Genomic DNA, 26,564 nt, shown 5'->3' with positions numbered 1-26,564 from the left:
TGTCGAACCCTATTATTCAGTACCATGATTAGAAAAATTTTCTTTTTTACAGTAATAGCTGTACTGCTGTATCTGTCCCTTAATGCCCAGCAAACTACATTTAGGATAAACTATGATGTACAATTATTTGATATTCCGGTAGCTTCAACCGAGGCACTAACCCAGGATAATTACATTTTTTCAGGCACACATGCATTATCATCTTCTGTTTTGCAGGTTGATGCAATCGGAAGTCTTGTCTGGGGAAAAAATTATTCTGGATATACATTTGGAGATGTCAAAAGAGACGATGCATTAAACAGGTATTTTGTTTGCGGAGGGGGAACAAGCAGTTCTTCTTCAGCATTTTTAATGTTTTTGGATGCCAGCGGAAACACACTTTCTGCAAGAAATTTCTCGATATCCCAGGCAGATGGGGCGTTTTTTAATAGAGCAATCAAAACCAGCGATGGCGGATATGTTTGCGTAGGGCATGTAATCGGATACGATCCGGATGGAGCAGGCCCCGAAGTTAAATTCAGTTCCCAGACCAACAATGACCCGGGCTGTGATGAATCTTCTACAGAAACCATTTCCTCACCGTTAATAGTAAAATTCGATGCAAGTGGTAACCACTTGTGGCATCGTGTTTTTAGATATTATAGTGGTTCTGCAACTCCTGCAAACAGAATCTACAATGATGGTAGTTTTGTGGATGTAACCGAAGTAAGCGATGGCTATATAGCTGTAGGAAATTATGATGTGAATGATGTTTTTTCGAGATTTGACTCTCAAGATTGTGATGACACAACACCAAGAGATGCAATGTTCTTAAAGACCTCTATTACCGGGGCTATCACTTATCATCGTCAATTAGACAATCCCAGCACATCTACCACTCAATCAAGTAAAACTTTTGCTTCAATTACAAAAACAAGTTCAGGTTTGCCACTTGTTTCCGGTAACGACAATAATGGAAGACCTTGCCTATTAATGAGGTTGCCAGGTTCAGGCGGATGGTTAAACCCTACATGGGTAAGAAAATTTGATGGGGGCAATTTTTTGTTTGACTATCATCCTTTTTTTCCCAGTAGATTCTTTGAAACCAGTGATGGAAATTATGCTGCATGGTTAAATTATTTGCCCATAGGTTTCACTCCAAGATTTTCCAATGCTTTGATGAAAATCAATCCTAATAATAATAGCGTGGTTTTCGCAAAGGAATACACTTTCAACTTTGCTTCTATTTTGCCTCACGGGGAACAAGTTTCTGATGGAGGTTTTATAGGAACTTCATATACACTTGCAGGAACGGGGCATGATTTGCACCTAATCAAAGCTGATGCTAATGGAGAAGGACCTACTGATTGTCCATCTTCAGATATTAGTATTGGCAGCGAGAGCGTATCCTATACTTATGGAACGCCTATTTACAATAGCTGGAACACCAATAATGTAAGCAACAACTCTATTTCTCCAACAGGAGTTAATGTTAATCCAACACCTAATGTGGAATGCCGCACCATCGTCTGCAATGCACCCCCAACTCCTACAGCAAGTGCGGACAACAACAATTTCTGTCCAGGAGGGTCTGTAACAATTTCTGCAACTGGCTCTGGCCCCAACACCACCTATGAGATTTTTGATCAGGCAAGTGGCGGGAATTCGCTGGGCAATGCACCCCAAACATTCACCCCAAATACCACTACAACCTATTATGTAGAGGCTTATGAAAACAGCGATCCGTTGTGTGTGACTCCACGGGATTCTGTTACCGTAACCGTATTGCCCGATACACCCAATACGCCTGGAACAATTGCAGGAGTAACACCAGTTTGCCCTGGAAACAATGAAACATACAGCATTAGTCCCGTTGCGGATGCCAGTAGCTACAATTGGAGCCTCAATGGCGGTGGTAATTTAACGGGCTCTGGAACATCGGTAAATATTGCCTGGACTACACCCGGTACCTGGACGGTTTCCGTAAATGCTGAAAATTCCTGTGGACCAAGCAGCAACCAAACTTTACAAGTAACCGTAAGCGATCCGCCACCTGCACAGCCTGGAGCTATTTCAGGAGTAGTCGATCCATGCCCGGGTTCTCAATCTTATTCAATTGCCTCTGTCAGTGGAGCGACTAGCTATGATTGGACATTAAGTGGCGGTGGAACTATTAGTGGTTCTGGCACTTCAATAGATGTTGACTGGACAAGTTCAGGTGGCCCTTACACATTATCCGTTGTGGCAGAAAATGGCTGTGGAAGTAGCGCAGCTCAAACCCTTCAAGTAAATGTAAAAGATGCGGCACCCTCCAGCATTGGAAATATCAGCGGAAGCGATACGGTTTGTGTGGGTGCTGAAAACTATAATATTCCTTCTGTAAATGGAGCTAGCAATTATGCATGGACAATCAGTGGTGGTGGAAATATTGCCAGCGGTCAGGGGACTAATAATATCAGTATCAATTGGACAACAACCGGCACTTATACCATAAATGTTACGGCTGAAAACGATTGTGGGGATATTGATGCCACGCCTTATGAGGTTACGGTATTGCCCAACGCACCTGTTGCTCCCGGAAATATCACGGGACCAATTGCCGTCTGCCCGGGAGTAGAATCCTACAGCATTTCGGCAGTGGGTGGAGCAGACAGTTATACCTGGACGCTGAGTAGTGGTGGAAATATTGTTTCAGGCCAAGGCACCAATTCAATTGATGTGGATTGGGGCTCAACAACGGGCAATTACACCTTATCCGTTACAGCCAATAGCATTTGCGGAAGCAGCAATGCCAGTACCTTGTCGGTAGATGTTACCTCAGGCCCTCCAAGTGGTTTGCCTACTATTAGTGGTACAAACCCCGCTTGTCCCGGGACAGAAACATATACCGTAAGTGGTGTAACAGGAGCAAGCACTTACACTTGGTCTGTTGATGCAGGAGGAAGCATCAATTCTGGACAAGGAACTTCAAGTGTAGATATCAATTGGGCAAATTCCGGTGGCCCTTTCACTATTGAGGTATTTTCGGAAAATTCATGCGGAGCGGGAGATACCAATACACTTGCCGTTTTTGTAGATAGCATTCCCGAATTTGATGGAGATACCATTGTTGGAGCCATAGAGATTTGCCCGGGTACGGAAAATTATAGCATTGGCAGCGTAGCGAATGCCAACAGCTACAATTGGACATTGAGCGGAGGCGGCAGCATCGCTTCTGGTCAGGGCAGCAATTCCATTTCTGTAGATTGGACTACATCTGGCGGTCCTTATACTTTAAGCGTGGAACCTGTAAACGATTGCGGCAGCGGATTAGCAGTTTCCCAAAACATTAATGTATTGCCCGGCCCACCTTCTACACCTCCTTCCATTACAGGGGAAGTTACCATTTGCGAAGGCAGCGGGACTGAATTGTATGTGGTGGAAACAGTGCCAAATGCCACGGATTATGTTTGGACCATGTTGAATGGCGGAGGCACAATTGTGAGTGGTCAGGGAACGGACAGCATCTTGATCGACTGGACGGGAAGTCCCGGGAATTATCAGTTTAGCGTAAGGGCGGAAAACTCTTGTGGTTTCAGTGCGGATATCAATCACTCGGTCAATATTATTGCAGGTGCGCCCGCACAGCCATTGGCCATCAATGGACCCATAGAAATTTGCCCGGGAACGGAAAACTACAGCATTGCTTCGGTGCAAGATGCCAGTTCTTATAACTGGATTTTGAGTGCAGGCGGAAATATTGTTTCTGGTCAAGGCAGTGAAAACATTGAAGTCAACTGGACAACAAGTGGCGGGCCTTATACTTTAAGTGTAATTGCTGAAAATACCTGCGGCAGTTCATCCGCACAAAATTTAGAGGTAAATGTATTGCAAAGTCCCTCGGCTCCATCCGTAAATGTAACGGCCAATAATATTTGCGAGGGAGAATCCACCACTATAAATGCAAGCGGTTCTTCTGGTGGAAACATCAGCTATCAAGTGTACGATGCTGCAAATGGCGGGAATTTCCTTGGAAATACCTCATTGGATGTGAGTCCGCAAAATACCACGACCTATTATGTAGAAGCCGTAAACGAATCGGGCTGTAGCTATGCAGGAGGGCGAGTGCCTGTTGAGGTAGTTGTATTGCAAGCACCAAATGCACCAAGCGTTGAGGTGGATAACCAAAGCGTATGTAGCGGTGACAGTGCCGTGTTTACCGCAAGTGCAAGCAGTGGTGCAAGCATTAATTGGTGGAGCGCAGCAGATGGCGGAACACTTTTGGGAACTGGCACCGAATTCAATACCGGTTCCGCTACTGAAAGCACAACTTTTTATGTAAGTACCACCGCAGCAAATGGTTGTGAGCAAATCACGGCAAGGGCTAGCGTAAATCTAAATGTATTGGAAAATCCTTCGCTCAGCTTGGGCACAGATGCCAATAACAACAGCATATTTATCAGTGAGGCACTTACGGCCATTGCCGAGCCGGATTATTACGATCTGTACCAATTTTTCCTCAATGAGGAAGAGGTGCAAATCGACAGTATCAATACTTGGGCGAGCAGTATTTTAGAGAATGGTGACGTGATTTCCGTAATCGCTACGGATGCTGGCTGTATTGGAAACAAAGCGGAAATTACCATTACGGTAAATGATTTCCCCAATGCCTTTACGCCCAATGGCGATGGCAGAAACGATATTTTCCTAGAGGGTTTTGATTTGGTGATTGTCAACCGCTGGGGGCAGGAGCTTTACCAAGGCAGCGATGGTTGGGACGGAACTTTCAACGGAAAGCGCGTGGCGCCAGGCACTTATTTTTATATCGTGAAAGTACAGGACATCACCGATAAGGAAAATATTATCAAGGGATCGGTATTGGTACATGATTAATAATTGAAAAATTGGAACGCTGCTACCTGATAACAGAAAGGGCTGAATCGGTTAAACTTGTGTTCGGAATTTAAAATGAAAACAAACATGAAAGCAAACGGCATATTATTCTTGCTCTTCTTTTTTATTGGCAACATAACTTTTGCCCAATCGCTGAAGGAATTGGCAGATAAGGATTTTGAGAACAGAAAATTCCAATCTGCCATCAATCAATATCAAAAGCATTTGCAGAAAAAGCGCAATCCGGGAGACAAAGGCGAAATTTACTTTAAAATAGCAGAGTCCTACCGAAAATTGTTTGAATACAGCGAGGCTTTGGAATGGTACAAAAGAGCGGAATCGGCATTTTACCAGCTTCCTGCATTGCATTATCAAAAAGGGAAAACCTTATTGAATGTTGGGGAATACGAAAAAAGTAAAGCCGCACTGAATCATTTTCTGGAAAAACAGCCCGGGGATAAAGACGCGCTGCGATTGTTGAGAAATGTGGATTTTGCCCTAAGCATGAAAAATGATCCGCCACCGCTGCACAGCTTCGGAAACGAAAGTCAGATCAATTCGCCAGAAAGCGATTACGGGGCCAATTATTTCAACAATCAAATTGTATTTACCTCTTCCAGAATGGATCTTTCCGGCAGCAACAAAACCTATGAAGTGGATGGGCAGGGATTTTCAAATTTTTACACTAGCAGTTATAACAATACCGACAAAACCTGGAGCAAGGTCGAAAAGCTGGAAGCCTTGTCCGCAGACTTGAACAATGGCGCATTCACTTTTTCCAAAAAAACCAATACGGCATATTATGGAGAATGCAGCGGAGAAAAAGGAGCGTTTTGCCGCATAATGCAAGCGGAATTCAATACCGAAAGCAAAAGCTGGGGAAAAGCCGCACCCCTTATTTATGAAGGAGAAAAAGTGGAAATGGTGCATCCATCGGTTTCTGAAGATGGCAATAGCCTGTATTTCGTCAGCAGAAATGTAGAAGGCGGACTGGGCGGTTCTGATATTTGGCTGCTGGAAAAAAAGGGCAGTGGCTGGGGCGCACCTCAAATTGTAGAAGGCATCAATACCGAATACGATGAAGCTTACCCCGTTTTGTTCGATGAAAACAGCCTCTATTTTTCCTCCACCGGATTTGTGGGCATGGGCGCTTTGGATTTATTCGTTTCAGAAAGGAGAAATGAAAAATGGTCAGCTCCCGAAAATTTAAGAGTGCCTTTCAATTCCAATGCCGATGATTTTCTGCTGGTGCAAAAAAGCGATAAAAGCGAAGGCTATTTTTCTTCCAATCGCTCGGGCGGACAAGGCTCTGATGATATCTATTCCTTTTACCTAAAACCAGTGAATTTGCTGGTGAAAGGTCAGGTTTTGGATGTTGATTCGGGCACCGGGCTGGAAAATGTAATGGTTTATTTAACGGTAAACGACCAGGCTGTGGACAGCACCCTGACAGATGCAGGGGGAAATTATCAATTTGAACTGGAGCAGGATCGGGATTATAAATTGAAACTCAACAAGCCGGAATATTTTGGCGATTCGCGCAAGCTCAGCACCGATGGCGAAAAATACAGCAAGACTTTTTCCAAAGCCAATGGTCACGATTTTGATTTTGCACTGTTGCGCATTCCCAAAGAGGAAATCACCATTGAAGATATTTACTACGATTACAACAGTTATAATTTGCGTCCCAATTCCAAGGAAAACCTCAATAAATTGGTAAAACTTTTGGAAGATTCCCCGGATGTGGAAGTGATGATCAATGCGCATACAGACGATAGGGGCAACCCCAAATACAATTTGGAATTGTCGCAAAAGCGCGCGCAGGCCGTTGTGGATTATTTGATTGAAAAAGGTATCAATCCCGTTCGCTTGCAGTCAAAAGGCTGGGGGAAAACGGCATTGCTGATTGAAAATGCCAAAACGGAAGAAGAACACCAGAAAAATAGAAGAACCACTTTTAAAGTACTGAATCAATAGAAATCGCTTGATTATGAAGATATTATTGTCCTTACTCATTGCATTGTTGCTGCCCATTTTAGCATGGAGCCAGACCGACCCAATGCTGAATCATTTTATGTACCACAGCAATTTTTACAATCCTGCTGCTGCGGGAAATACCGATGATGTTTTTGTCGGGGTCTTGGCACGGCAGCAGTGGACGGGCTTTGACGGAGCGCCTTCCACTCAATTGCTCAATGCACATGCCTTTGTGCCAAAGATTAAGGGTGGTGTGGGCCTCACCGTGCTGAACGATATGCTGGGCGAGGAGCGCACCACTACGGCACGGATCAATTATGCTTACCGCCAGCGCTTGGGCGATGACATACGCCTTTCTGCGGGCATCAATTTCGGTATTGCCAATTATTTTGTAAAAGGTAGCGAATTGCGCTATCAGCAGACGGGTGACCAAAGTGCCTACAATGTTCAGGAAGGACAGGTGAAAGCGGATGTTGGCCTGGGGCTTGAGCTCTATGCCAGGGGATTTACCCTGGGCGTGGCCGTGAGCCATTTGCAGAAATCCCTGGAAAATGCCACGGTATTCCAAAACCCGCGACATTACTTCGCCTATGCCCGTTACGATTGGAAATTGAGCGAAAGCTGGGTCTTGTCCCCGGCCGTATTTTTCCGCAATGCAGGGTTTATCTCCCAGGCGGACATCAATGTAAACGCCACCTGGAACGAACGGGTGGTATTGGGCGCCATTTACCGCACCACCGATGATATTGCCGCTCTATTAGGGGTGTATGTGGTAAAACCACTGCTGCTCAGCTATTCCTTTGATTTTGATTTTGGCGAACTCCGCACCAACAACAGCGGCTCCCACGAAGTTTCCCTTATTGCCCGCTTTGCCGGCTTTAAGGAGAAAACACAGGTGGTTAAGAGTCCGAGGTATTATTGATGGGTATAGATACACAACATAGAGTAGTCTTAAACTATGAGTTGACCTCGCACACCGGAAATATTATGCCGGTGGTCTCGGACTTGAGGAAACCGATAGAAGACCCTTTAAACCCCGGTACTATATCCCACTACGAAGCCAACGTGAAACAGGCAGTGGACAGGTATCCCGGGGGATGGCCTTTACCGGGGCGCACGTTTTACAGCGGTGAACTTTACCGCTATGGAGCAGGCGGCCACGAAAACCTAAACGAAATAACGGGCAACGAGGCCTCCACTGACGCGCATTTTGCAGCAAGGCCTGTAGCAAGGCGAATGCGTGCCTACCCAACAAATCCAGAATTTCTTATTTTAGTCGGATGTCCGAAAAATATAAAATAACCGATTTAGAGTCCGCACTCTTACCCGAATGCTTTATGCAGGCGGGCGTTCGCTATGCTGCAAAAGCTAGACGGCAAATGAGTGTGAGTGGGGTGAACAAACGATTCCAAGTAACGAATGGCAACGGTTAAAAAACGTGCGAAATGAAACAGGAAATTAATGCATTTTTGATAGTGTGTTTATTATACGTTTGTTCTTGCAATCCAATCAATCTGCAACCTACAAATGAGTTATTTAATCCGAATCCAAATGTAACATATAACTCTCTTCTAAAAAATGGCTATAAACCTATTGTGGAAGATGTAATCATACTTGGATTTGAGAAAAATGACACTTTTATATATTATCAATTTGACAATATAGATGAAAAGCCAGTTTATGAGATCGTTAAAATAAAATCTAAAAATATAGATGAGCACCTTTTAAATCGCCTGTTCAATACATATAACTTGAGTCCTTTAAATGAAGGGTGTTTTAATATAGAACAAAGAGAAAATTTTTATGTGATGAATGATGTGAATAAATTTATTTATAGAATTTCTTTTCGTAAAGAAAAAAATCAGGATTTTTATTACATAACAGGTTTTACTGAGTTTCCAATATCCCCATAGCTGGCGCGAACTCCACTGGCGCGCATTTTGCAGCATAGCCTGAAGCATAGCGAATGCGTGCCCGCATCAGGGTTTGTTTGCGCAAACCACTTTGTAAACATCAGTAGTGATCAAATAGACCTTAATGAAAGCGATATTTTTTAAATTTATTGGATATTTATTTCAAAAGCTATGCTCCAAAAAATCAAATCCATTCCAAAAGCAAAATACTGGGATTACCTTATCCTGGTGTTCAGGGTTTTACTGGCCTGGACTTTTATCAGCTATGGCTGGGGTAAATTAGTAGATGGGCAATTTGGATTAAGGCCTGAAGAATTGACCACGCCCATCCAGGATCTAAGCCTCTTCAGGGTTTCCTGGTATCTTTTTGATCACGAGCCATTCAAGACTTTTATTGGTGTTTCCCAACTGATTTGCGGGTTGCTATTGCTCATCAACCGAACGGTTCTTTTAGGAGCTTTTCTATTCCTGCCCATTGTCGCCAATATCCTCATTATCGACCTTTCTTTTATGCCGCCCAGTTTAAAAACAGGCTTTGCCTGGCGCCTCTCGGGCTACATTATTCTTGACTGCCTGATTCTGTGGCATTACAAAGACAGGCTTTTTATTATTTGGGAGGCCATTCAAAATAAAATCAGTACGAGATTTAAATTTCCGATATGGGCTTACCTACTCTTGCCCATTTTAGCCTTTGTTCTTGAATTTGTTCTGGCAATCCCAAAAATCATTTTCTTCCTGATTACCAAGCCGGAAGCAACACTTCATGCATTTAGTCAGATTCCGGCATTAATAAAGGAGGTTTTTGAGAAGTTGTTTTAATGAAACTTCAGCAGCTTTTCATAAAGGATTAGTTTAAAAAATTCGCAGCAAGGGTGCTACGAATAGTTGGGGACTTGGGAAGCCTGTGTAATGCTCACCTGTATGAATCTATAGCAGATGGATGTTTGCTATGTGGTTGGTTTTTTGCGCAATCGGTGGGTGTAATTCAGTATTCCATACCTATGCAATTGTTTTTAAATCAAATATTTTTAATTTAGACAAATTGATCGCTCAATAAATGAAAAAAGCAATTACTAAATACAAGCAAGAAGACATAGAAAACCGGATTTATAATGTTTGGGGTCAGCAGGTAATGCTTGACAAGGATATTGCAGAAATGTATGATGTAGAAACCAAGGCGCTCAACCAGGCTGTAAAAAGAAATATTGATCGTTTTCCTGCAAGATTTAGATTTCAATTGACAGAAAAAGAATTTGATGGCTTGAGGTCACAATTTGTTACCTCAAGTTCTGAACACGGTGGTCGAAGATATTTGCCCTGAACAGGGTGTTGCTATGCTTTCAGCTGTTTTGAGAAGCAAAACTGCCATCCAGGTGAGCATATTAATAATGGATGCCTTTATCAAAATGCGACAATCTTTTTCAGCATACACAAGGCTGCTTCAACAAATGGATAATTTTGAATTGAAGCAAATAGAAAACGAACAAAATTTTGAGAAAGTTTTTAAAGCTTTAGAATCTCGTTCAGACATACCCAGTCAAGGTGTTTATTTTGATGGGCAAACCTTTGATTCCTATTCATTTGTATCTGATTTAATCCGCAGTGCTAATAAATCAATCAGGCTAATTGATAATTATATCGATGATTCTGTATTACTGTTGCTTTCGAAAAGAAAGAAAAATGTACTTACAACGATATATTGTAAGAGATTTTCTAAAACCTTGCTGCTTGATATAGAAAAACACAATGTACAATATCCTGCTATAGAACTACAAAAATTTGATAAGTCCCATGACCGCTTCCTAATTATTGATGACGAAACGGTATATCATATTGGCGCTTCCCTCAAGGATTTAGGGAAAAAGTGGTTCGCATTTACACGACTAAGCAGAGATGCTGTAACGGTAATTGAAAAATTAAAGGAATTATAGAGGTTGCAACCATATTCATTTTTTGAAAATCGCTTTGAACACAACCCAAATTCACCCGTCATTCTGGAAAATTTTTTTCAAAAATTTATCCGCCTGCCTGCATTTGATTTGGCAAGGCAGGGAATCTCCATCTATGGAAACGAAATAAATGCTTATTTTTTGCTGCTTTAAAAAATCCCAAGTAATGAAACCAAAGGGCGGCTATGTGTATATTGTTTCGAACCCTTATCGCACAGTTTTATATATTGGTGTGACAAGTAACCTTTACAAAAGGGCTTATGAGCATAAAAATGCTATGGGCTCCGATTTTACTGAAAAATACAATTGTACCGATCTGGTTTATTTTGAATTTTATGACAGGATTGAATCAGCTATTATAAAAGAAAAGCAATTGAAATATTGGAAAAGGGAGTGGAAGATAAATTTGATTAAAAAACAAAACCCGGATATGCGTGACTTGTTTGATGAAGTTGCGGATTTTCAATAGGTATTAACTGGCTATCTTCTTGATTTTTGGAGATTCCTGCCTTCGCAGGAATGACGGTTTCGGTTGTTAGTTTCATTGGTTTATTCAAGGGAATGCTCCTAAATAAACTCGTCATTCTGGAAAATTTTTGTAAAAAATTTATCCAGAATCTCCATCTATGAAAAGGTAAACTTTGTTATGTCCACAAGTTCGATAGAGTTTGTTACACTTTTGAAAAACCTTCAAGGATTACTCTTTCCCTGTTAATCTTCCCCAACCACCCCTATCAACATCCCAATTTATTTATCTTAGCAAACTTAAATTCCAAAACTATGCTGAGAATAAGTGCTGTTCTTTTTTTAATACTATTTACTTGCCTGCATCTATCTGCCGAAAAGCCCCAAAACCTAAATGCGGGCGAAATCCAGTTGCGGCTTGAAAAACTCAATACCCTCGGTACGGCCCTTTACATTGCCGCCCATCCCGATGATGAAAACACCCGCCTGATTACCTGGCTTTCGAAAAAGCGCAATATCAGGAGCGGCTACCTCTCACTCACCCGTGGTGATGGCGGACAAAATATGATCGGCACCGAAATTGGTTCTTATCTCGGCATCATCCGCACACAAGAGCTGCTCGCTGCACGCAGGATTGATGGTGGACACCAGTTTTTTACGCGTGCGGTAGATTTTGGCTATTCCAAAACATCAGATGAAAGCCTGAATATTTGGAATGAGGCGCAGGTGCTGGAAGATATGGTTTATGTCATTCGGCAGTTTCGCCCCGATGTGCTGATCACGCGCTTTCCTCCCAGCAAATACAATTACCCGACCCACGGCCACCACAGCGCCTCGGCAGATTTGGCCGAAAAAGCCTTTGAAATGGCCGGAGATCCGGAAGCATTTCCCGAGCAATTGAAAACATTGGATACCTGGTCGCCCAAAAGATTGTACTGGAATACATCGCCCTGGTTTTACCGCAGAACGGGGCAGGAGTTGGATACCACCAATAAAATAATTGTGGATATTGGCGCTTACCTGCCAGAACTGGGCTTGTCTTGCTCTGAGATTGCAGCGGAAAGTCGCAGTCAGCACAAAAGCCAGGGTTTTGGCTCGGAAAAAACAAGAGGTGAACAGCCCGAATACTTGGAATACGTGATGGGCGATACGGCCAAGGCAGATCTTTTTGATGATGTAAACCTGACCTGGGGCAGAATTGATGGCGCACAAAATGCTGGCCTTTTCCTCAATAAAGCAGCAGAAAATTTCGACCCGAAAAACCCTACTTTGATTTTGCCCGCATTGTTGACCGCTTACAAGGAATTGCAAAAAATCAAAGGCAGCCACCATTATGTCGATATCAAATTGCAGGAGCTCAGCGAGGTAATCTATGCCATTTGCGGTTTGCATTTGGAAGCTTTGGCTGAAAATTATTATTCAGTAGCGGGCAATAAAATCAAGGCTGAAGTGAAATTATTGAACCGAAGTGATACAAAAATCACGGTAGAATCCATTCAATTCAATACAGCTTTCAATTCTTTTGAAATGCCTGAAAATTTAGAAAATAATAAGGAAGAAGTTGTGGAGGCAGAATTGCAAATTGCGGATAATGCGCTTGTAAATCAGGCATATTGGTTGCGGGAAGCGCAGGAAAATATCGGGATGTTTAAAATTCCCGGAATGGAATATACAGGAATGCCGGAAAATGATGCGAGCATATTCGCCAGCGTAAAATTGAACATACAGGGAGCCGAATTGGAATACCAACTTCCGCTGCAATACAAATGGACAGACAGGGTGAAAGGCGAATTGTACCGCCCATTCTTTATTGCGCCCGATGTGAGTTTGAATCTGGGCAATGATGTGTTTATTTTTCCTTCGGATGAAGCAAGGGAAATCAGCATAAAACTGAAAAGCTGGAAGGAAAACCTAAGCGGCACGCTTAAGCTGGATTTGCCCAAAGGCTGGAAATCTGAACCGGAGGAAATTCCGCTAAGCTTGGAAGAGGCCGGCAAAGAGAAAAATTATGCTTTCAATATTTCGCCCTCAAAAAAACAGAAAAGCGGAGCGATAAAACCTGTATTTGTTTCTGGTGAAAAAAGCTGGAACAGAAGCTTTGTAAATATAGAATACGACCACATTCCATATCAAAGTATTTTCCCCGATGCGGAAGCCAAATTGCTGCGACTGGAAAGTGCGCAAAATGTAAAAAAGGTCGGATATATCATGGGCGCTGGCGATCTGGTGAATAAAAATCTGGAGGAAGCCGGCTATGAAGTCAGCATGATTGATGAAGACAATTTTGATGCTTCTGAGCTTTCCCAATTTCCCACAATATTGATTGGCGTGCGCGCTTACAATACCGAGGAATGGCTTTTGCAGAAATATGATGCATTGATGGATTACGTGAAAAATGGCGGAACGCTGATTGTGCAGTACCAAACCAAAAGGGGATTGCTCACGGATAAAATCGGGCCCTATCCTTTTGAAATTGATCACGGCAGGGTGACGGTAGAAGAGGCAGAAATGAGGATTCTGGACAGCGGTAAAAAATTGGCATCCGAACCAAATAAGCTCGGCAAAGCAGATTTTGAAGGTTGGGTGCAGGAGCGTGGCTTGTATTTTGCCCAAACCTGGGACGAGCGTTATCAAACGGTTTTTGAAATGAACGATCCGGGCGAGGAACCGCTACAGGGCAGTGTTTTGATTGCGCCTTTTGGAAAAGGACATTTTATGTACACTGGCATTTCATTTTTCAGGGAATTGCCCGCAGGTGTGCCGGGCGCATTTCGTTTACTCAGCAATATGATCGATTATGGAAAATGATATCATGGAGGACAAATCGCCCCCTGAAAACGATGCTCCGCTTTTTGGCTACTGGAAAGGCTGGTACTACGTATTGGTCGGTTTTCTGATTTTCCAGATCCTGCTTTATTATTTGATCACAACCTGGCTGTCATGACGGTAATCGACTGGACGGTAATGTTGGGTACCTTGTTTTTCATTGTCGGCTATGGCATTTGGAAAACGCGCGGCAGTAAAAATATCGGTGCTTACCTGAAAGGCGATAATCAGGACAAATGGTGGGCCATTGGCCTTTCGGTGATGGCCACACAAGCCAGTGCCATTACTTTTCTATCCACGCCCGGGCAGGGTTTTGAGGATGGGATGCGCTTTGTGCAATTTTATTTTGGCTTGCCGCTGGCCATGGTGATTATTTCCGTGGTGTTTATTCCGCTTTATTATCGCCTGAAAGTCTATACGGCTTACGAATTTCTCGAAAAGCGTTTTGACAGAAAAACAAGGGTTTTTACGGCAATGCTCTTTCTCTTGCAGCGTGGACTGGCAGCGGGTATTACCATTTACGCCCCGGCCATTATTCTTTCGCAGATCATTGGCTGGAGCCTTTCCTTTACAGTGATTTTCATTGGGGTGCTGGTGATTTTATATACCGTAACGGGCGGCACCAAAGCCGTGAGTCAAACCCACAAGCAGCAAATGGCGGTGATTTTTACGGGCATGTTCATTGCCTTTGGTGTGCTGGTTTGGCATTTGTCAGATCATGCGAGTTTTGGTGAATCGCTACAATTGGCAGGAAAAATGGGGCGTATGAACATCATCGATCTGGATTTTGACCTGAGCAATCGTTACACACTTTGGTCGGGATTGCTGGGTGGTTTGTTTTTGCAGCTTTCTTATTTTGGCACTGATCAATCGCAGGTGCAGCGTTACCTTTCGGGCAGTTCAGTAAAGGAAAGTCGCTTGGGCCTGATCTTCAATGGACTGGTAAAAATCCCCATGCAGTTTTTCATTTTGCTCACAGGTGTACTGGTTTTTGTGTTGTACCAATTTGAAAAAGAGCCATTGCATTTTAATAATGTGGCATCCAATGCAGTGGAGCAATCTGCCACGAAAGCTGAATGGAATGCATTGGAAAAGGAATACGAAATGCTTTGGCAGGAGAAAAAGGAGCAGAATTATGCCATGCTGGATAAATTGGCTGCCGGAGATGAAGCGGCTATTGATCAGCAGCAGGAATTGCTTGTGAATAGCCTGGAAAAAAGAAATGCATTAAAAGAGCGCGCCAAAGGCATTATTTCCAAAACGGATGAGAAACTGGAGACCCGCGACAGCGACTATATTTTCATCACTTTTATAATGAATTATTTGCCAATCGGCATAGTAGGATTATTGTTGGCAGTGATTTTCTCTGCGGCCATGTCTTCCACTTCTGCCGAACTGAATGCGCTGGCATCAACTACTACCGTGGATATTTACAAGCGCAATATTCAACAGGAAGGCAGCGAAAAACACTATCTGAACGCCTCTAAATTATTTACGCTGCTTTTTGGCATTTTGGCCATTGCTTTTGCACTGATGGCTTCTTTGTTTGAAAATTTGATTCAGGCGGTGAATATCCTGGGCTCACTTTTTTACGGTACCATTTTGGGTGTTTTTATTGTGGCTTTTTTTATGAAAAAAATCAAGGGCAATGCAGTGTTCATAGGTGCTTTACTGGCAGAAAGCGTAGTCATCACTGTTTATTTCCTTGATAAATACGATATCCTAAATGTGGAATACCTCTGGCTCAATTTAATCGGCTGTTTGCTGGTGATGGGCTTTGGATTTTTGGTGCAGTTGGTGATGCCACAAAGGAGCTGAAATAATAAGCTTTAATAGTCCGGGTAAATGCTTGTCTTAATGACACAAAAAAACCTCTGAAATAATTTCCAGAGGCTTTTTTATAATGTTTGTTTGAAGAATATTTTTATTCGGCTACTACTTCAAAGTTTACTTCTACTGTAACATCTTTGTGCAGTCCAACCTGGGCTTTATAAGCACCAAGGGTTTTCACATCTTCTTCAATCTCAACCTTTTTGCGGTCAATCTCAATATCCAATTGTTTTTTAACAGCATCTACCAATTGAGCACTGGTTACACTACCGAATATTTTATCATTGGCTCCAACTTTGGCTCCAACTTTCACAACTGTACCTTTCAGTTTGTCAACGATTTCCTGAAGATTTTTCATCATCTCCTCTTGTCGTTTTTCGAACAAACGAAGTTTTTGAGTAGCAATTTTTTTGTTGCCTTCATTGGCAAACAAAGCTTTGCCCTGTGGAATCAGGTAATTTCTACCATATCCGGGTTTTACATCTACAATGTCGTTGGCTGCTCCGAGCTTTTCTACATCTTCTAATAATACAACTTGCATGTTCTTATTATTTTAAAAGGTCTGCAACATAAGGCATCAATGCCAAATGGCGTGCTCTTTTTACCGCTGTGCTTACCTTTCTCTGGAATTTCAGAGAGTTCCCGGTCAGCCTTCTGGGATAGAGTTTACCTTGTTCGTTCACGAATTTAAGCAGGAAGTTAGGGTCTTTGTAATCGACATATTTAATTCCGGCTTTTTTAAATCTACAGTATTTTTTCTTTTGCAGGCCAATTTTTGGCGTGGTAAGAAATTTGATATCAGAATTTTGTGCCATAATTAAGCTTCCTCCTCTTTTTCTTTAGTTTCTGTTTTCTTTTTTCCAATTAAACCCTTGCGCTTGTCGTCATTGTACTTGACAGCATATTTGTCAAGACTAACGGTCAAAAAGCGCATAATGCTTTCATCGCGTTTCAGGTTCAATTCAAATTCGCTGATCACTTGCGTGTCCACTTTGTATTCTACCAAAAAGTAGAACCCTGTGGTTTTCTTTTTAATCGGATAGGCAAGTTGCTTCAATCCCCAATGATCCTCATCGATGATTTCAGCGCCCTTGCTCTTTAGGAATTTCACGTAACCAGATGTTAGTTCTTTGAGCTCTGTGTCTGTCAACACAGGGGTTACGATGACTGTGGTTTCGTACTGATTTACCATATTCTTTTTAAAGCTTCTTTTTAATGGATTGCAAAAGTAAGAAATTTCAACAATAGAACCAGCAGTTGAGCCAAAAAAATAAAAAAGAATCCTTTAAATTTAGCAGCTTTAGAAAATACAAGCACAATGAAAACACTTATTCATCAAATAAAAGGATTGGTAAAGGCAGAAGAAAAGCCCGAAGAGAAACGAAGCGGTGTGGATATGCAGGATTTGAATGTGATAGAGGATGCCTTTCTGTTGATGGAAGGGGATAAAATCCTGGATTTTGGCAAAACGGAAAATGCCAATGTGGAAGCAGCTGATGTTGTGATCAATGCAAAAGGCAAATTTGTTTTTCCATCCTGGTGCGATTCGCACACGCATATTGTATATGCCGGAAGCCGTGAACTGGAATATGTAGATCGCATCCGGGGTTTGAGTTATGAAGATATTGCCAAAAGGGGAGGAGGGATTCTCAATTCTTCTAAAAAACTAAATGAGACATCTGAGCAGAGTTTGCTGGAGCAGGCACTGCAGCGCTGCGAAGAAATTATGCGTTTGGGAACTGGTGCCGTGGAAATCAAAAGTGGTTATGGTTTGAATACCGAGGCCGAATTGAAAATGTTGCGGGTAATCCGCGAGATCAAAAAAATGAGCCCGATGACGGTAAAATCCACCTTTTTGGGCGCGCACAGCATTCCTGCTGATTTCAGGGAAAATCGCAGGGGCTATATTGAACAGATTAAAAAGGAAATGTTGCCGGCCATCAAGCAGGAAAAGCTGGCAGATTATATTGATGTATTTTGCGATCAGGGTTTTTTCACTCCAGAAGAAACAGAAGAAATTCTGGTTGCCGGGGCGGATATCGGACTTCAAGCAAAAATACATGCCAATGAACTGGCTTTTTCAGGTGGCGTGCAGGTGGGCGTAAAGCAAAATGCCCTTTCTGTAGATCATTTGGAATGTGTAGGAGATGATGAAATCAAAGCCTTGAAAAATTCGGACACTATGGCTACGCTGTTGCCCGGCACTGCCTTTTTCCTGGACATTGATTATGCGCCTGCCCGTAAAATGATTGATGCGGGACTAGCCGTGGCATTGGCTTCTGATTACAACCCCGGTTCATCGCCTTCGGGTAATATGCCCTTTGTACTTTCACTGGCCTGTGCCAAAATGAAAATGCTGCCGGCAGAGGCCATTAATGCTGCTACAATAAATGGGGCTTACGCTATGGGGCTTTCCGATCAGCTTGGCAGTATAACAAAAGGCAAAAAAGCCAATCTTTTTATCACAAGGGAAATGCCCTCAGTTGAATTTTTACCCTATGCCTATGGCAGTAATTTGATTGAGTCGGTGATTTTGAATGGGAGGGTGCAGTAGTGTTTGTTTTTAAAATGAATTATTTGAACCTACTTTTTGGTTGTAGAATTATTAAATTGGCGTAAAGTAATTATCAAATGGAGAATTATAACTTAAGAGTTCCTGAGAACAGCAATAAAGCAAAAGCGTTGATTGAATATCTGAAAACCCTGGATTTTATAGAGTTTAAAAAATCCAGAATGCTACAAGATGAACCAAGTGAAATTGAGCAAAAATTGATTGATCAGGGCTTTGATGATTTGAGGAACAACAAGCTCATTGCCCATCAGGAAGTGAAGCAATCCATTAGAGAGCGGATCAAAAGGTCACAATGAAAATTGTTTGGTCAGATACTGCCAAACTCACCTATGAAAATTTAGTTGATTTTATTATCGATCAATGGGGAATATCAGTTGTAGAAGACTTTGAAAATAGAGTGAATAGCTTGCTGGACCTAGTTGCTCAAAACAATCATCTATGCCCGATTTTTAATGGAACCACCCAGCTTAGAAGATGTGTCTTTCATCCAAATGCATCATTGTTTTATGTGATTGAAAAGGTGGAAGTGATAATCATTGCTATAGTGGATAATCGGATGGATCTTGAATTTTAAAATGCAATAGTAAACAACCTCGGGGCAAGCCCACGAGGCATTTATTTGGAAAAAATACTTTTGATTACGAGGCAAGCCTCGGAGCATTCAAATCTCGATTATCGAGTAAATTACTTCACAAACTTCCTTTTGCCTTTATTAAAGGACTTGAGCAATGCTAAAAAGACAGTTATAGGGTTATTCAGCGCTATAATTATTTCAACAAAAAAAGCCCATCAATAATGACAGGCTTTAGCATACAAGAACGTTAAAAGAAGTTGATTAAACCACTTTAACATTTACTGCATTCAATCCTTTAGGGCTTTCTTCTACATCGTAGCTTACTTTGTCCCCTTCATTGATTTCATCAATTAGTCCATTTACATGTACAAATACATCTTTGTTTCCTTCTTCTGGGGTGATGAACCCAAATCCCTTAGAATTATTGAAGAATTTTACTGTTCCGTTACTCATAATAAAATTTTAAATTAAATGCAAATGTAGGCATTTATCACAATTCTGACTAACATTTTCACAAAAAATTAATTTTCTTGCAATTACAATCACGACATTAATACAATGTTAATTTCACATTAGCCCAGATTTAAACCTTATTGTGGTTTAGATAATTGTGTATTAAACTGGTTGTTAAACATGATAATTTAGGATTATTTAATGAAGCGTCACTTTCTCACCAAGCTATAAAAATCTTTCCTTCTGTCTTTTAAATTCCTTACGCTGCCATAGCTGTGCAGTTCTTTCAGCAGATTTAAATCCACATCCACAATCAGGGTCATTTCAGAATTGGGTGTGGTTTCTGCTTTTACGCCATTGGTGGGAAAGGCAAAATCGCAGGGGGTAAAAACAGCCGATTGCGCAAACTGAATGTCCATGTTCTGTACCTTGGGCAAATTGCCTACACTGCCGGCAATGGCCACATAGCATTCATTTTCTATCGCCCGCGCCTGTGCACAACTGCGCACCCGCGAATAGCCATTTTGTGTATCGGTCAGGAAAGGCACCATTAGGATTTCCACCCCTTCATCGGCCAATATGCGGCCAAGTTCAGGAAACTCCACATCGTAGCAAATCAGCACGCCAATTTTTCCCGAATCCGTTTCTATCATTTTCAGTTTATGACCACCGTGCATGCCCCAGTAATGTCCTTCATTGGGCGTAATGTGCAACTTTTCGTAGGATTCATAAGAGCCATCCCTACGGCACAGGTAACCCACATTGTAGAGTTTGTCGTCTCTTAATACGGGCATACTTCCGGTAATGATATTTACATTATAGGAGATGGCATAGTCTATGAATTTTTCCAAAATGGGCTGGGTAAATGCCGAAAGTTCACGCACGGCCTCCCATTCGTTCAGGTGATTGTATTTCGACATCAGCGGGGCATTGAACAATTCCGGGAATACCACAAAATCGCTTTTATAGCCCGAAACCGTATCGATGAAAAATTCCATTTGGTCGTAAAGGGCTTCGATTCCCGAGACATTGCGCATTTGCCATTGCACCAGCCCCAAGCGCACCACGGATTTGGTGGCATTGATCAGCTTCTCCGTTTTTTGGTAATAGATATTGTTCCATTCCAGCAAAGTTGCATATTCCAGCGATTCTTCATCGCCTTCCATATAGCTTTTCAGTACTTTGATCACGTGAAAATCATTGGAAAATTGAAAACTCAGCACCGGGTCGTGAATCTCATTGAGCCTCACTTTTTCAATGTATTGGCGCGGGGTCATTTCCTTGGAGTGTTCTTTGTAATTTGGGATTCTCCCGCCTGCAATAATGGATTTCAGGTTCAGGCTCTCGCAAAGTTCTTTGCGCGCCTCGTACAATCTTCGCCCCAGACGCAAACCGCGATAGTCAGGATGGATAAACACATCTATACCATAAAGTACATCGCCATTGGGATCCTGCGTGCTGAAGGTTTCGTTTCCGGTAATTTGGTTGTAATCGTGGTTGTCACCAAATTTGTCATAATCCACAATCAGCGAAAGGGCAGCGCCAACAACCTTGTCATTGACCACCACGCAAATCTGCCCATCGGGAAATTTTTCCAGCAGTTTTTTGATTTCACTTTCCAGCCAATGGGAATTTTCCCAATTTTCGTAGGCTTTTACCATTGAGCTTTTCAGCTCTCGATAATCTTCCAGCCTGAGCTGGCGAATCTCTACTTTTTCTACTTTGTCCATAAATATATCTACTAAAGCGATGCTTTTAATTAAGGTCAAAAATAGCGATAATGAGCGAAAGAATATTGCTGCGAGCCTGATACATTAGGGAATTACTGCTTACAGCAGTTAAGATCATAGCTTAAAATCACACCAAAACAATTGCCCTGTCGTGCAAGGGGGTCGCTATATCATTTTACGATCATTAAAGGAACATTTAATTCCTGATCAAACAGATCATCTGCCACACTACCTATTATTAGGTGCGAAAAAGTATTTTCTCCTTTATCACTCACTATGAGTAAATCCACTCCCGAGCGATTTGCTTTTTCTATGATTTTTTCAGCGATGGTGGCATCCCTGCCTGGAATGATTACAGGTTTTATCTCTTTATCGTATTTCAATCGCTTAATGAAACGACTGAATTTCTCCTGCACGTGCTTTTCTACCTTTAGCACCATCGATTCCTGTGGTACATAGGGCGCAAATTGCAGAGGAAGATTGTACACATGCACTGCGGATAGTTTAAGCGGTATTTCTTTGCTTAATTCAAAGGCATATCGAAAAGACTTTTCAGATGCAGTGGAAAAATCAGTTCCAACCCATACTTGCTCTAATTTAATGGGCGAGCTGGCTGGTAACGAAAGTACAGGGCACTTCAGCATCCTGATCAATTTGCCTGTAAGTTGGCCAGTACCTTTCACATTGTTTTTATTGCCCAGTAGCATGAGGTCAATACTGTATTTATTAGCAATATATGAGATAAGCGATTCAGTGTAAGTATCTTCAGAGATCAATACCTCCCAAGGGGTATCAGATTTAAATCCAGTGGCTACCTGCTCATTCAGCTCATCGCCAATGACTTCATCAAGGTTGACATCTTTTAGCTCCTCTTCAAACAAATCGCCAATAGCATATTTTCTGATATTGTGAATGAAATAAACTTTTTCAAGCGCTAATTCATTTGCCAAAAAAGCTGCGTATTCTATCAAGCGATTATCAATTTCTGATAGATCCAGCGCTACCAATATTTTTTTGATTACCATAAATATTTATTTTTCTGTTATTAACTTCTTTTTTTCACAATTTTCCTAACAATCTCTTCATAATTTTCTGCCTCTTTTTGTGATGCTTTTTTCTCGTGCTTTTGCATATCCTCCTTCAATCCCTTGTAAAGGGAATAGCACATAATCATCAAGATAAGTGTGAAAGGCAGCCCCGTAACAATAGCGGCTGTTTGCAATGCCTGCAAGCCTCCGCCTATAAGCAAAACAGCAGCCACGGCACCCTCTGAAACAGCCCAGAAAATCCGCTGCCCAACAGGTGCGTCAATTTTACCACCAGATGTTAAACTATCGATTACCAGAGAGCCAGAGTCCGATGAAGTCACAAAAAACCCTGCAATCAGTATTACGGCAACGACATTTAAAGCAATTGCAAATGGGTATTTTTCTAAAAAGACAAATAGGGCTGTAGCAACATTGTCATTTACAGCATCTATTAAGCGTGTATCTCCGGATATTATCTGTTCTATGGAAACACTCCCAAAAGCAGTGATCCAAAAGAAAGTAACCAAAGTAGGTACGATAAGAACACCTAAGATAAATTCACGAATCCTGCGCCCCTTGGATATCCTGGCTATAAACATTCCTACAAAGGGAGACCAGGCAATCCACCAACCCCAATAAAAAACAGTCCAGGAGTTTTGCCAGCTTGTATTCGTATAACTTTCCGACCAAGTGGCAATCTCTAAAAGGCTGGACAAGTAGCTGCCTGTATTTTGAATAAATGTTTTAAAAATAAAAATGCTGGGACCCATTACTACTACCAGTAAAAGCAGCAATATGGCAATGCGCATATTCCATTCGCTCAAAAACTTTACGCCTTTATCTACACCCAGTACTACAGAGGCTGTAGCTATTAAGGTAATGCCACCAATCAGCGACACCTGTGTTAACAAACCACTACCTATACCAAAGACGTGCTCCAGACCGGCCGCTATTTGCTGCACGCCAAAGCCCAGTGATGTAGCAAGACCAAATAGTGTAGCCAATACCGCAAAAATATCTATGATGTCTCCTATAATACCGTAAATACGATCGCCCAAAAAGGGATAAAATACAGAACGAATGGTAAGTGGCAATCCTCTGGAATAAGTAAAATATGCGAGTGAAAGACCTACCAGTGCGTATATCCCCCAGGCATGTAGACCCCAGTGCAAAAAAGTAAAATTCATTGCTTCGCGAGCTGCTTCCGCAGTACCTCCTTCAGATAAAGGTGGGCTGCTGAAGTGGAAAACAGGCTCTGCAATACTCCAAAACAAAAGGCCAATGCCCATACCGGCACTGAAAAGCATGGCAAACCAAGATAATGTTTTAAACTCAGGCCTGGCATCCTCTCCGCCAATTTTCAATCGCCCGTATTTGCTAAATGCCAGATAAAACATAAATACCAGAAAAACATTGACACCCAAAATGAAAACCCAGTCTCCATTATTGGAAACCCATTCTTGAATAGAAGTGAAATATTTTTCAGCATCTTCACTGAAGATTAAAGTGAGCGCTACACTTAAAACAATGATAATTGAGGAAGTGAAGAAAACAGGGCCGTTCACCTGCAATCCAAATATAGATTTCTTTTCATCACTTCTTACTACTTTTTTAGCCATAAGCTGATTTTTTAATTAAAATTGGCCTTACCTCGATTTATTATCTGTTAAAAAGTAATAGCCAAAATTGATATTGAAGCGGGCTTCCCATTTTGCATCAGAGTTTCCTACAGAAAAATCATCTACAAAATTTCCACCCAGCCAAGAGTGATTATAGCCTGCTGCATAATCAATATAGGTATAAACATTTCCGGCTGAAACCAAAATGCCGGTTACATTCATAAATGAATCTTCAAAGTCTGATTTGTCTTTGTCCATGAAAGAAAAATCGTTGTAAAACTGAAGGCTTGAGATGGATCCCCAGTTTACGGGAATTGTTTTGGAAACGCCTAAAGTGTAGAGGGCAAAATTTGCAGCTACCTCATATGGAAATCCATAAGCGGCCATTGTTACACGATCTCTTAGCTCTCCATCGGCATTTGCAGGATTGTGACTGCAATATATCGCCTGTGCTTTTATATTCCACGATTTATAATCCATTTCGTAATGTCCGGCAAAGGCATAGTGGTTGCCGTATTTTTCGGTATCAAGATTAAAAAGGCCACCATATTGCCCCGAAATTCCCAGTTTGTTTTTCACCTTATCACCTAGTTTATACACAAACTTGCCATTCAATTGATTGGCTTCTTTATTTCGACCAACCACATCATAAGAGTAGCGACTAAAACTGTGTTCACTTTTATTGCCAAAGCTCAGCTCTTCAGCGCCTTTGAAATAGGCAAAATGAAAATCTATTTTTTCATTTTTATAGATATATTTCAAGCCCATATCGTGGTCGTCTTCCAGCCCAAAATAATAGGCAAGGCTAAAAAACCAATTGTGTGAATTATAGCGCTGAATGCCAAAAGGAACCTGGGCTAAGCCGAGCTGTATTTCATGATTTTCTTTAAAGGGATACCCTATCCAGCCCTGCTTGAGCACGCCTCCACCAAAGGCTCTGGAGTATAGCCGGTATTCTGCATTTAGATAAACTCCTTTGTACTTTACTTCTGCATTGATTCTGAAAATGTCATATCCAAAATCTCCCCCGCGTTTTTGCTGAGCAGATTTCCAGGATGACATATTATAGTTGAACCTAAGTGCCCCGCCAAGATCTACAACCGGCTTGTCCTGTGCACTTACCTCTGCAAACGGGAAACAGAACAAAGTAACAATAAATAATATAATATGCTGCCTCATTTTGCTCTATTCAAAACAAAACATTAACATTAAGTAAATTTCACCTGAAATAAAAATAGTGATCATGAAGGCTCTAACGAAACACTTTCTTCATTGTTCATGAGTCTTGTTGGCCTTTGCGTTTAAGGAGCTCATTTTTTGTGAAGCAATACCGATAGATTAAACCGCCCTTACAATAAAATATTTCTTCTTGCCATTTTGCACGATCAGGTAGCGATCGTTGATGAGGTAAGAAGTGTCAATACTAATCTGTTCATCTTGAATGCGTTCCTTGTTGATTTGCAGCGCATTGCCTTTGATGGCTCTGCGTATTTCACCATTGGAGGCGAATATGCCCGTTTTAGCAGCCAGAAAATCAAAAAGGGGAACACCTTGTTCCAAGTCAGTTCTGGCAATATCAAACTTGGGGACACCCGTCAGGATTTCATCCAACTGTTCTTCGCTAACACCCTCAAAAGTCGCTTTGGTGGCTTTTCCAAAAAGGATTTCCGAGGCTTTTTTTGCCAAATCCAAATCTTCCTGTGAGTGCACCATTAAGGTCAGGTCTTCTGCCAAAATATTTTGCAGTAATCTTTTATGGGGTGCTTCCTCATGTTGGGCAATTAGCTTTTCAATTTCCTCCTTTTCCCTAAAGGTGAATATCTTGATAAAATTGCGGGCGTCCTCATCACTGCAATTCAGCCAAAACTGGTAAAAAGCATAGGGACTGGTCATTTCCCGGTCGAGGTAAATATTCCCTTTTTCCGATTTGCCGAATTTAGAGCCATCGGCTTTGGTCACCAGCGGACTGGTAATGCCGTAGGCTTCTTTTCCGCTTACCCTGCGAATGATTTCTATTCCTGTAGTGATATTGCCCCATTGATCGGAGCCGCCCAGCTGCACACTGCAATTGAATTTGTTGTTCAGCACGTGAAAATCGTAGCCCTGCAACAATTGGTAGGAAAATTCGGTAAAGGAAATGCCTGTTTCCAATCTGCTTTTCACTGAATCTTTGGCCGACATATAATTGACGGTAAGTAATTTTCCCACATCGCGCAGAAAATCAAGCACGCCCATTCCTGAATACCAATCGTAATTATTCGCCAGAATAACAGGGTTTTGCCCTTTAAAATCAAGGAATTTTCCTAACTGCGATTTTATTTTTTTAATATTGAATTCAATCTGCTCGGTGCTTTGCAACTTTCTTTCATCCGATTTTCCGGATGGGTCACCAATCATTCCAGTTGCGCCACCTATCAATGCAATGGGCTGATGCCCAGCATTTTGGAAATGGCGCAGCAAAATAACCTGCACCAAGTTTCCTATTCCCAGGGATGGAGCTGTAGGGTCAAAACCAATATAGCCCACCCTTTTGGCATCGGATAAATGTTTGTCCGTGTTTTCAATCGCATCAAAGTAAAGGCCGCGCCATTTCAGCTCCTCAATAAAAGTTTCCATTTATCTGGTTTTTTTGCAAATATACTGAGCCTATTGCAATTGCAGAAGGCAATGCCAATAATGGGCTTCAATTGTAATGTTTCGGTAAATTATATGATCACAAATCAAAGGCTGCCTTCATCAGAACCTGTCAGACGGTTAGTGTATTTACACGGCTATGC

Annotated in this window: 24 protein-coding genes; 15 read left to right on the top strand and 9 right to left on the bottom strand. The window is 41.8% G+C overall.

Annotation, left to right across the window (positions count from 1 at the left end; all coding sequences use genetic code 11):
• Positions 1-24: 24 nt before the first annotated feature.
• The 12 genes from WD048_07040 to WD048_06985 all read left to right on the top strand — a co-directional run bounded on the left by WD048_07040 (position 25) and on the right by WD048_06985 (position 15,799).
• Complete coding sequence (locus WD048_07040) at positions 25-4,851, top strand: gliding motility-associated C-terminal domain-containing protein (GenBank protein MEX0811955.1); 4,827 nt, start codon at positions 25-27, stop codon at positions 4,849-4,851.
• 87 nt (positions 4,852-4,938) lie between these two features.
• The gene (locus WD048_07035; protein ID MEX0811954.1) at positions 4,939-6,828 is read left to right on the top strand and encodes an OmpA family protein; all 1,890 of its coding nucleotides are present in this window, start codon (positions 4,939-4,941) and stop codon (positions 6,826-6,828) included.
• Positions 6,829-6,841: 13 nt separating this feature from the next.
• Complete coding sequence (locus tag WD048_07030) at positions 6,842-7,750, top strand: type IX secretion system membrane protein PorP/SprF (protein ID MEX0811953.1); 909 nt, start codon at positions 6,842-6,844, stop codon at positions 7,748-7,750.
• A gap of 41 nt (positions 7,751-7,791) precedes the next feature.
• On the top strand, positions 7,792-8,130 hold the full coding sequence (locus WD048_07025; GenBank protein ID MEX0811952.1) for a hypothetical protein: 339 nt from the start codon (positions 7,792-7,794) through the stop codon (positions 8,128-8,130).
• 143 nt (positions 8,131-8,273) lie between these two features.
• A complete protein-coding gene (locus WD048_07020; protein ID MEX0811951.1) occupies positions 8,274-8,741 on the top strand; it encodes a hypothetical protein in 468 nt (155 codons plus the stop codon).
• 171 nt (positions 8,742-8,912) lie between these two features.
• Positions 8,913-9,560 carry a DoxX family protein gene (locus WD048_07015; protein ID MEX0811950.1) on the top strand — a complete coding sequence of 216 codons (648 nt, stop codon included), beginning with the start codon at positions 8,913-8,915 and terminating at the stop codon, positions 9,558-9,560.
• 238 nt (positions 9,561-9,798) lie between these two features.
• Positions 9,799-10,062 (top strand): ORF6N domain-containing protein, encoded by a 264-nt coding sequence (locus WD048_07010; GenBank protein MEX0811949.1) that lies wholly within the window; start codon positions 9,799-9,801, stop codon positions 10,060-10,062.
• 52 nt (positions 10,063-10,114) lie between these two features.
• Positions 10,115-10,672, top strand: coding sequence for a hypothetical protein (locus WD048_07005; GenBank protein MEX0811948.1), 558 nt, complete (start codon positions 10,115-10,117; stop codon positions 10,670-10,672).
• Between the two features lie 184 nt (positions 10,673-10,856).
• Positions 10,857-11,159 carry a GIY-YIG nuclease family protein gene (locus tag WD048_07000; protein ID MEX0811947.1) on the top strand — a complete coding sequence of 101 codons (303 nt, stop codon included), beginning with the start codon at positions 10,857-10,859 and terminating at the stop codon, positions 11,157-11,159.
• A gap of 311 nt (positions 11,160-11,470) precedes the next feature.
• Entirely contained in the window at positions 11,471-13,963 is a 2,493-nt protein-coding gene (locus tag WD048_06995) for a PIG-L family deacetylase (protein MEX0811946.1), read from the top strand.
• Entirely contained in the window at positions 13,953-14,099 is a 147-nt protein-coding gene (locus WD048_06990; GenBank protein ID MEX0811945.1) for a hypothetical protein, read from the top strand. Before WD048_06995 ends, WD048_06990 begins: the two co-directional genes overlap by 11 nt.
• Positions 14,096-15,799 carry a sodium:solute symporter gene (locus tag WD048_06985; protein MEX0811944.1) on the top strand — a complete coding sequence of 568 codons (1,704 nt, stop codon included), beginning with the start codon at positions 14,096-14,098 and terminating at the stop codon, positions 15,797-15,799. Before WD048_06990 ends, WD048_06985 begins: the two co-directional genes overlap by 4 nt.
• Before the next feature lie 106 nt (positions 15,800-15,905).
• Here the strand turns inward: WD048_06985 and rplI are convergent, their stop codons facing one another.
• From rplI to rpsF, 3 genes are read right to left on the bottom strand one after another with little or no spacing between them, the layout of a single operon-like run.
• Positions 15,906-16,352, bottom strand: coding sequence for a 50S ribosomal protein L9 (gene rplI / locus WD048_06980; protein MEX0811943.1), 447 nt, complete (start codon positions 16,350-16,352; stop codon positions 15,906-15,908).
• Between the two features lie 7 nt (positions 16,353-16,359).
• Positions 16,360-16,626: a 30S ribosomal protein S18 gene (gene rpsR, locus WD048_06975; GenBank protein MEX0811942.1), complete on the bottom strand. Its 267-nt coding sequence runs from the start codon at positions 16,624-16,626 to the stop codon at positions 16,360-16,362.
• 2 nt (positions 16,627-16,628) lie between these two features.
• A complete protein-coding gene (gene rpsF / locus WD048_06970; protein ID MEX0811941.1) occupies positions 16,629-17,003 on the bottom strand; it encodes a 30S ribosomal protein S6 in 375 nt (124 codons plus the stop codon).
• A gap of 126 nt (positions 17,004-17,129) precedes the next feature.
• Here rpsF and hutI point away from each other — a divergent pair, with 126 nt between their 5' ends.
• The 3 genes from hutI to WD048_06955 all read left to right on the top strand — a co-directional run bounded on the left by hutI (position 17,130) and on the right by WD048_06955 (position 18,957).
• The gene (hutI, locus tag WD048_06965) at positions 17,130-18,365 is read left to right on the top strand and encodes an imidazolonepropionase (GenBank protein ID MEX0811940.1); all 1,236 of its coding nucleotides are present in this window, start codon (positions 17,130-17,132) and stop codon (positions 18,363-18,365) included.
• A 77-nt stretch (positions 18,366-18,442) separates the two neighbouring features.
• Complete coding sequence (locus WD048_06960; GenBank protein ID MEX0811939.1) at positions 18,443-18,679, top strand: hypothetical protein; 237 nt, start codon at positions 18,443-18,445, stop codon at positions 18,677-18,679.
• Entirely contained in the window at positions 18,676-18,957 is a 282-nt protein-coding gene (locus tag WD048_06955) for a type II toxin-antitoxin system RelE/ParE family toxin (protein MEX0811938.1), read from the top strand. The genes WD048_06960 and WD048_06955 overlap by 4 nt, the downstream gene beginning before the upstream one ends.
• A gap of 261 nt (positions 18,958-19,218) precedes the next feature.
• Here the strand turns inward: WD048_06955 and WD048_06950 are convergent, their stop codons facing one another.
• From WD048_06950 to tyrS, 6 genes are all read right to left on the bottom strand, one after another.
• Positions 19,219-19,410 carry a cold-shock protein gene (locus tag WD048_06950; GenBank protein ID MEX0811937.1) on the bottom strand — a complete coding sequence of 64 codons (192 nt, stop codon included), beginning with the start codon at positions 19,408-19,410 and terminating at the stop codon, positions 19,219-19,221.
• Positions 19,411-19,619: 209 nt separating this feature from the next.
• Complete coding sequence (locus WD048_06945) at positions 19,620-21,140, bottom strand: bifunctional GNAT family N-acetyltransferase/carbon-nitrogen hydrolase family protein (protein ID MEX0811936.1); 1,521 nt, start codon at positions 21,138-21,140, stop codon at positions 19,620-19,622.
• Between the two features lie 170 nt (positions 21,141-21,310).
• Positions 21,311-22,165 carry a universal stress protein gene (locus tag WD048_06940; protein MEX0811935.1) on the bottom strand — a complete coding sequence of 285 codons (855 nt, stop codon included), beginning with the start codon at positions 22,163-22,165 and terminating at the stop codon, positions 21,311-21,313.
• A 20-nt stretch (positions 22,166-22,185) separates the two neighbouring features.
• Positions 22,186-23,787 (bottom strand): BCCT family transporter, encoded by a 1,602-nt coding sequence (locus WD048_06935; GenBank protein MEX0811934.1) that lies wholly within the window; start codon positions 23,785-23,787, stop codon positions 22,186-22,188.
• A gap of 27 nt (positions 23,788-23,814) precedes the next feature.
• On the bottom strand, positions 23,815-24,966 hold the full coding sequence (locus tag WD048_06930) for a hypothetical protein (protein MEX0811933.1): 1,152 nt from the start codon (positions 24,964-24,966) through the stop codon (positions 23,815-23,817).
• A 159-nt stretch (positions 24,967-25,125) separates the two neighbouring features.
• Complete coding sequence (tyrS, locus tag WD048_06925) at positions 25,126-26,403, bottom strand: tyrosine--tRNA ligase (GenBank protein ID MEX0811932.1); 1,278 nt, start codon at positions 26,401-26,403, stop codon at positions 25,126-25,128.
• Positions 26,404-26,564: the final 161 nt, after the last annotated feature.

This window comes from Chitinophagales bacterium (assembly GCA_040877935.1).
GTDB lineage: Bacteria > Bacteroidota > Bacteroidia > Chitinophagales > CAIOSU01 > JBBDNB01.
Note: the sequence above shows the minus strand (reverse complement) of the source record. Positions and strands in the feature narration are given on the sequence as shown.

Coding starts and splice junctions, on each gene's coding strand:
- tyrS (MEX0811932.1), bottom strand. CDS start 26,403: ATGGAAACTTTTATTGAGGAGCTGAAATGGCGCGGCCTTTACTTTGAT.
- WD048_07000 (MEX0811947.1), top strand. CDS start 10,857: ATGAAACCAAAGGGCGGCTATGTGTATATTGTTTCGAACCCTTATCGC.
- WD048_06995 (MEX0811946.1), top strand. CDS start 11,471: ATGCTGAGAATAAGTGCTGTTCTTTTTTTAATACTATTTACTTGCCTG.
- WD048_06990 (MEX0811945.1), top strand. CDS start 13,953: ATGGAAAATGATATCATGGAGGACAAATCGCCCCCTGAAAACGATGCT.
- WD048_07030 (MEX0811953.1), top strand. CDS start 6,842: ATGAAGATATTATTGTCCTTACTCATTGCATTGTTGCTGCCCATTTTA.
- WD048_06930 (MEX0811933.1), bottom strand. CDS start 24,966: ATGAGGCAGCATATTATATTATTTATTGTTACTTTGTTCTGTTTCCCG.
- WD048_07020 (MEX0811951.1), top strand. CDS start 8,274: ATGAAACAGGAAATTAATGCATTTTTGATAGTGTGTTTATTATACGTT.
- rpsF (MEX0811941.1), bottom strand. CDS start 17,003: ATGGTAAATCAGTACGAAACCACAGTCATCGTAACCCCTGTGTTGACA.
- rpsR (MEX0811942.1), bottom strand. CDS start 16,626: ATGGCACAAAATTCTGATATCAAATTTCTTACCACGCCAAAAATTGGC.
- WD048_07035 (MEX0811954.1), top strand. CDS start 4,939: ATGAAAGCAAACGGCATATTATTCTTGCTCTTCTTTTTTATTGGCAAC.
- WD048_06945 (MEX0811936.1), bottom strand. CDS start 21,140: ATGGACAAAGTAGAAAAAGTAGAGATTCGCCAGCTCAGGCTGGAAGAT.
- WD048_06940 (MEX0811935.1), bottom strand. CDS start 22,165: ATGGTAATCAAAAAAATATTGGTAGCGCTGGATCTATCAGAAATTGAT.
- WD048_06950 (MEX0811937.1), bottom strand. CDS start 19,410: ATGAGTAACGGAACAGTAAAATTCTTCAATAATTCTAAGGGATTTGGG.
- WD048_06955 (MEX0811938.1), top strand. CDS start 18,676: ATGAAAATTGTTTGGTCAGATACTGCCAAACTCACCTATGAAAATTTA.
- WD048_07015 (MEX0811950.1), top strand. CDS start 8,913: ATGCTCCAAAAAATCAAATCCATTCCAAAAGCAAAATACTGGGATTAC.
- WD048_06985 (MEX0811944.1), top strand. CDS start 14,096: ATGACGGTAATCGACTGGACGGTAATGTTGGGTACCTTGTTTTTCATT.
- WD048_07010 (MEX0811949.1), top strand. CDS start 9,799: ATGAAAAAAGCAATTACTAAATACAAGCAAGAAGACATAGAAAACCGG.
- rplI (MEX0811943.1), bottom strand. CDS start 16,352: ATGCAAGTTGTATTATTAGAAGATGTAGAAAAGCTCGGAGCAGCCAAC.
- WD048_06960 (MEX0811939.1), top strand. CDS start 18,443: ATGGAGAATTATAACTTAAGAGTTCCTGAGAACAGCAATAAAGCAAAA.
- hutI (MEX0811940.1), top strand. CDS start 17,130: ATGAAAACACTTATTCATCAAATAAAAGGATTGGTAAAGGCAGAAGAA.
- WD048_06935 (MEX0811934.1), bottom strand. CDS start 23,787: ATGGCTAAAAAAGTAGTAAGAAGTGATGAAAAGAAATCTATATTTGGA.
- WD048_07040 (MEX0811955.1), top strand. CDS start 25: ATGATTAGAAAAATTTTCTTTTTTACAGTAATAGCTGTACTGCTGTAT.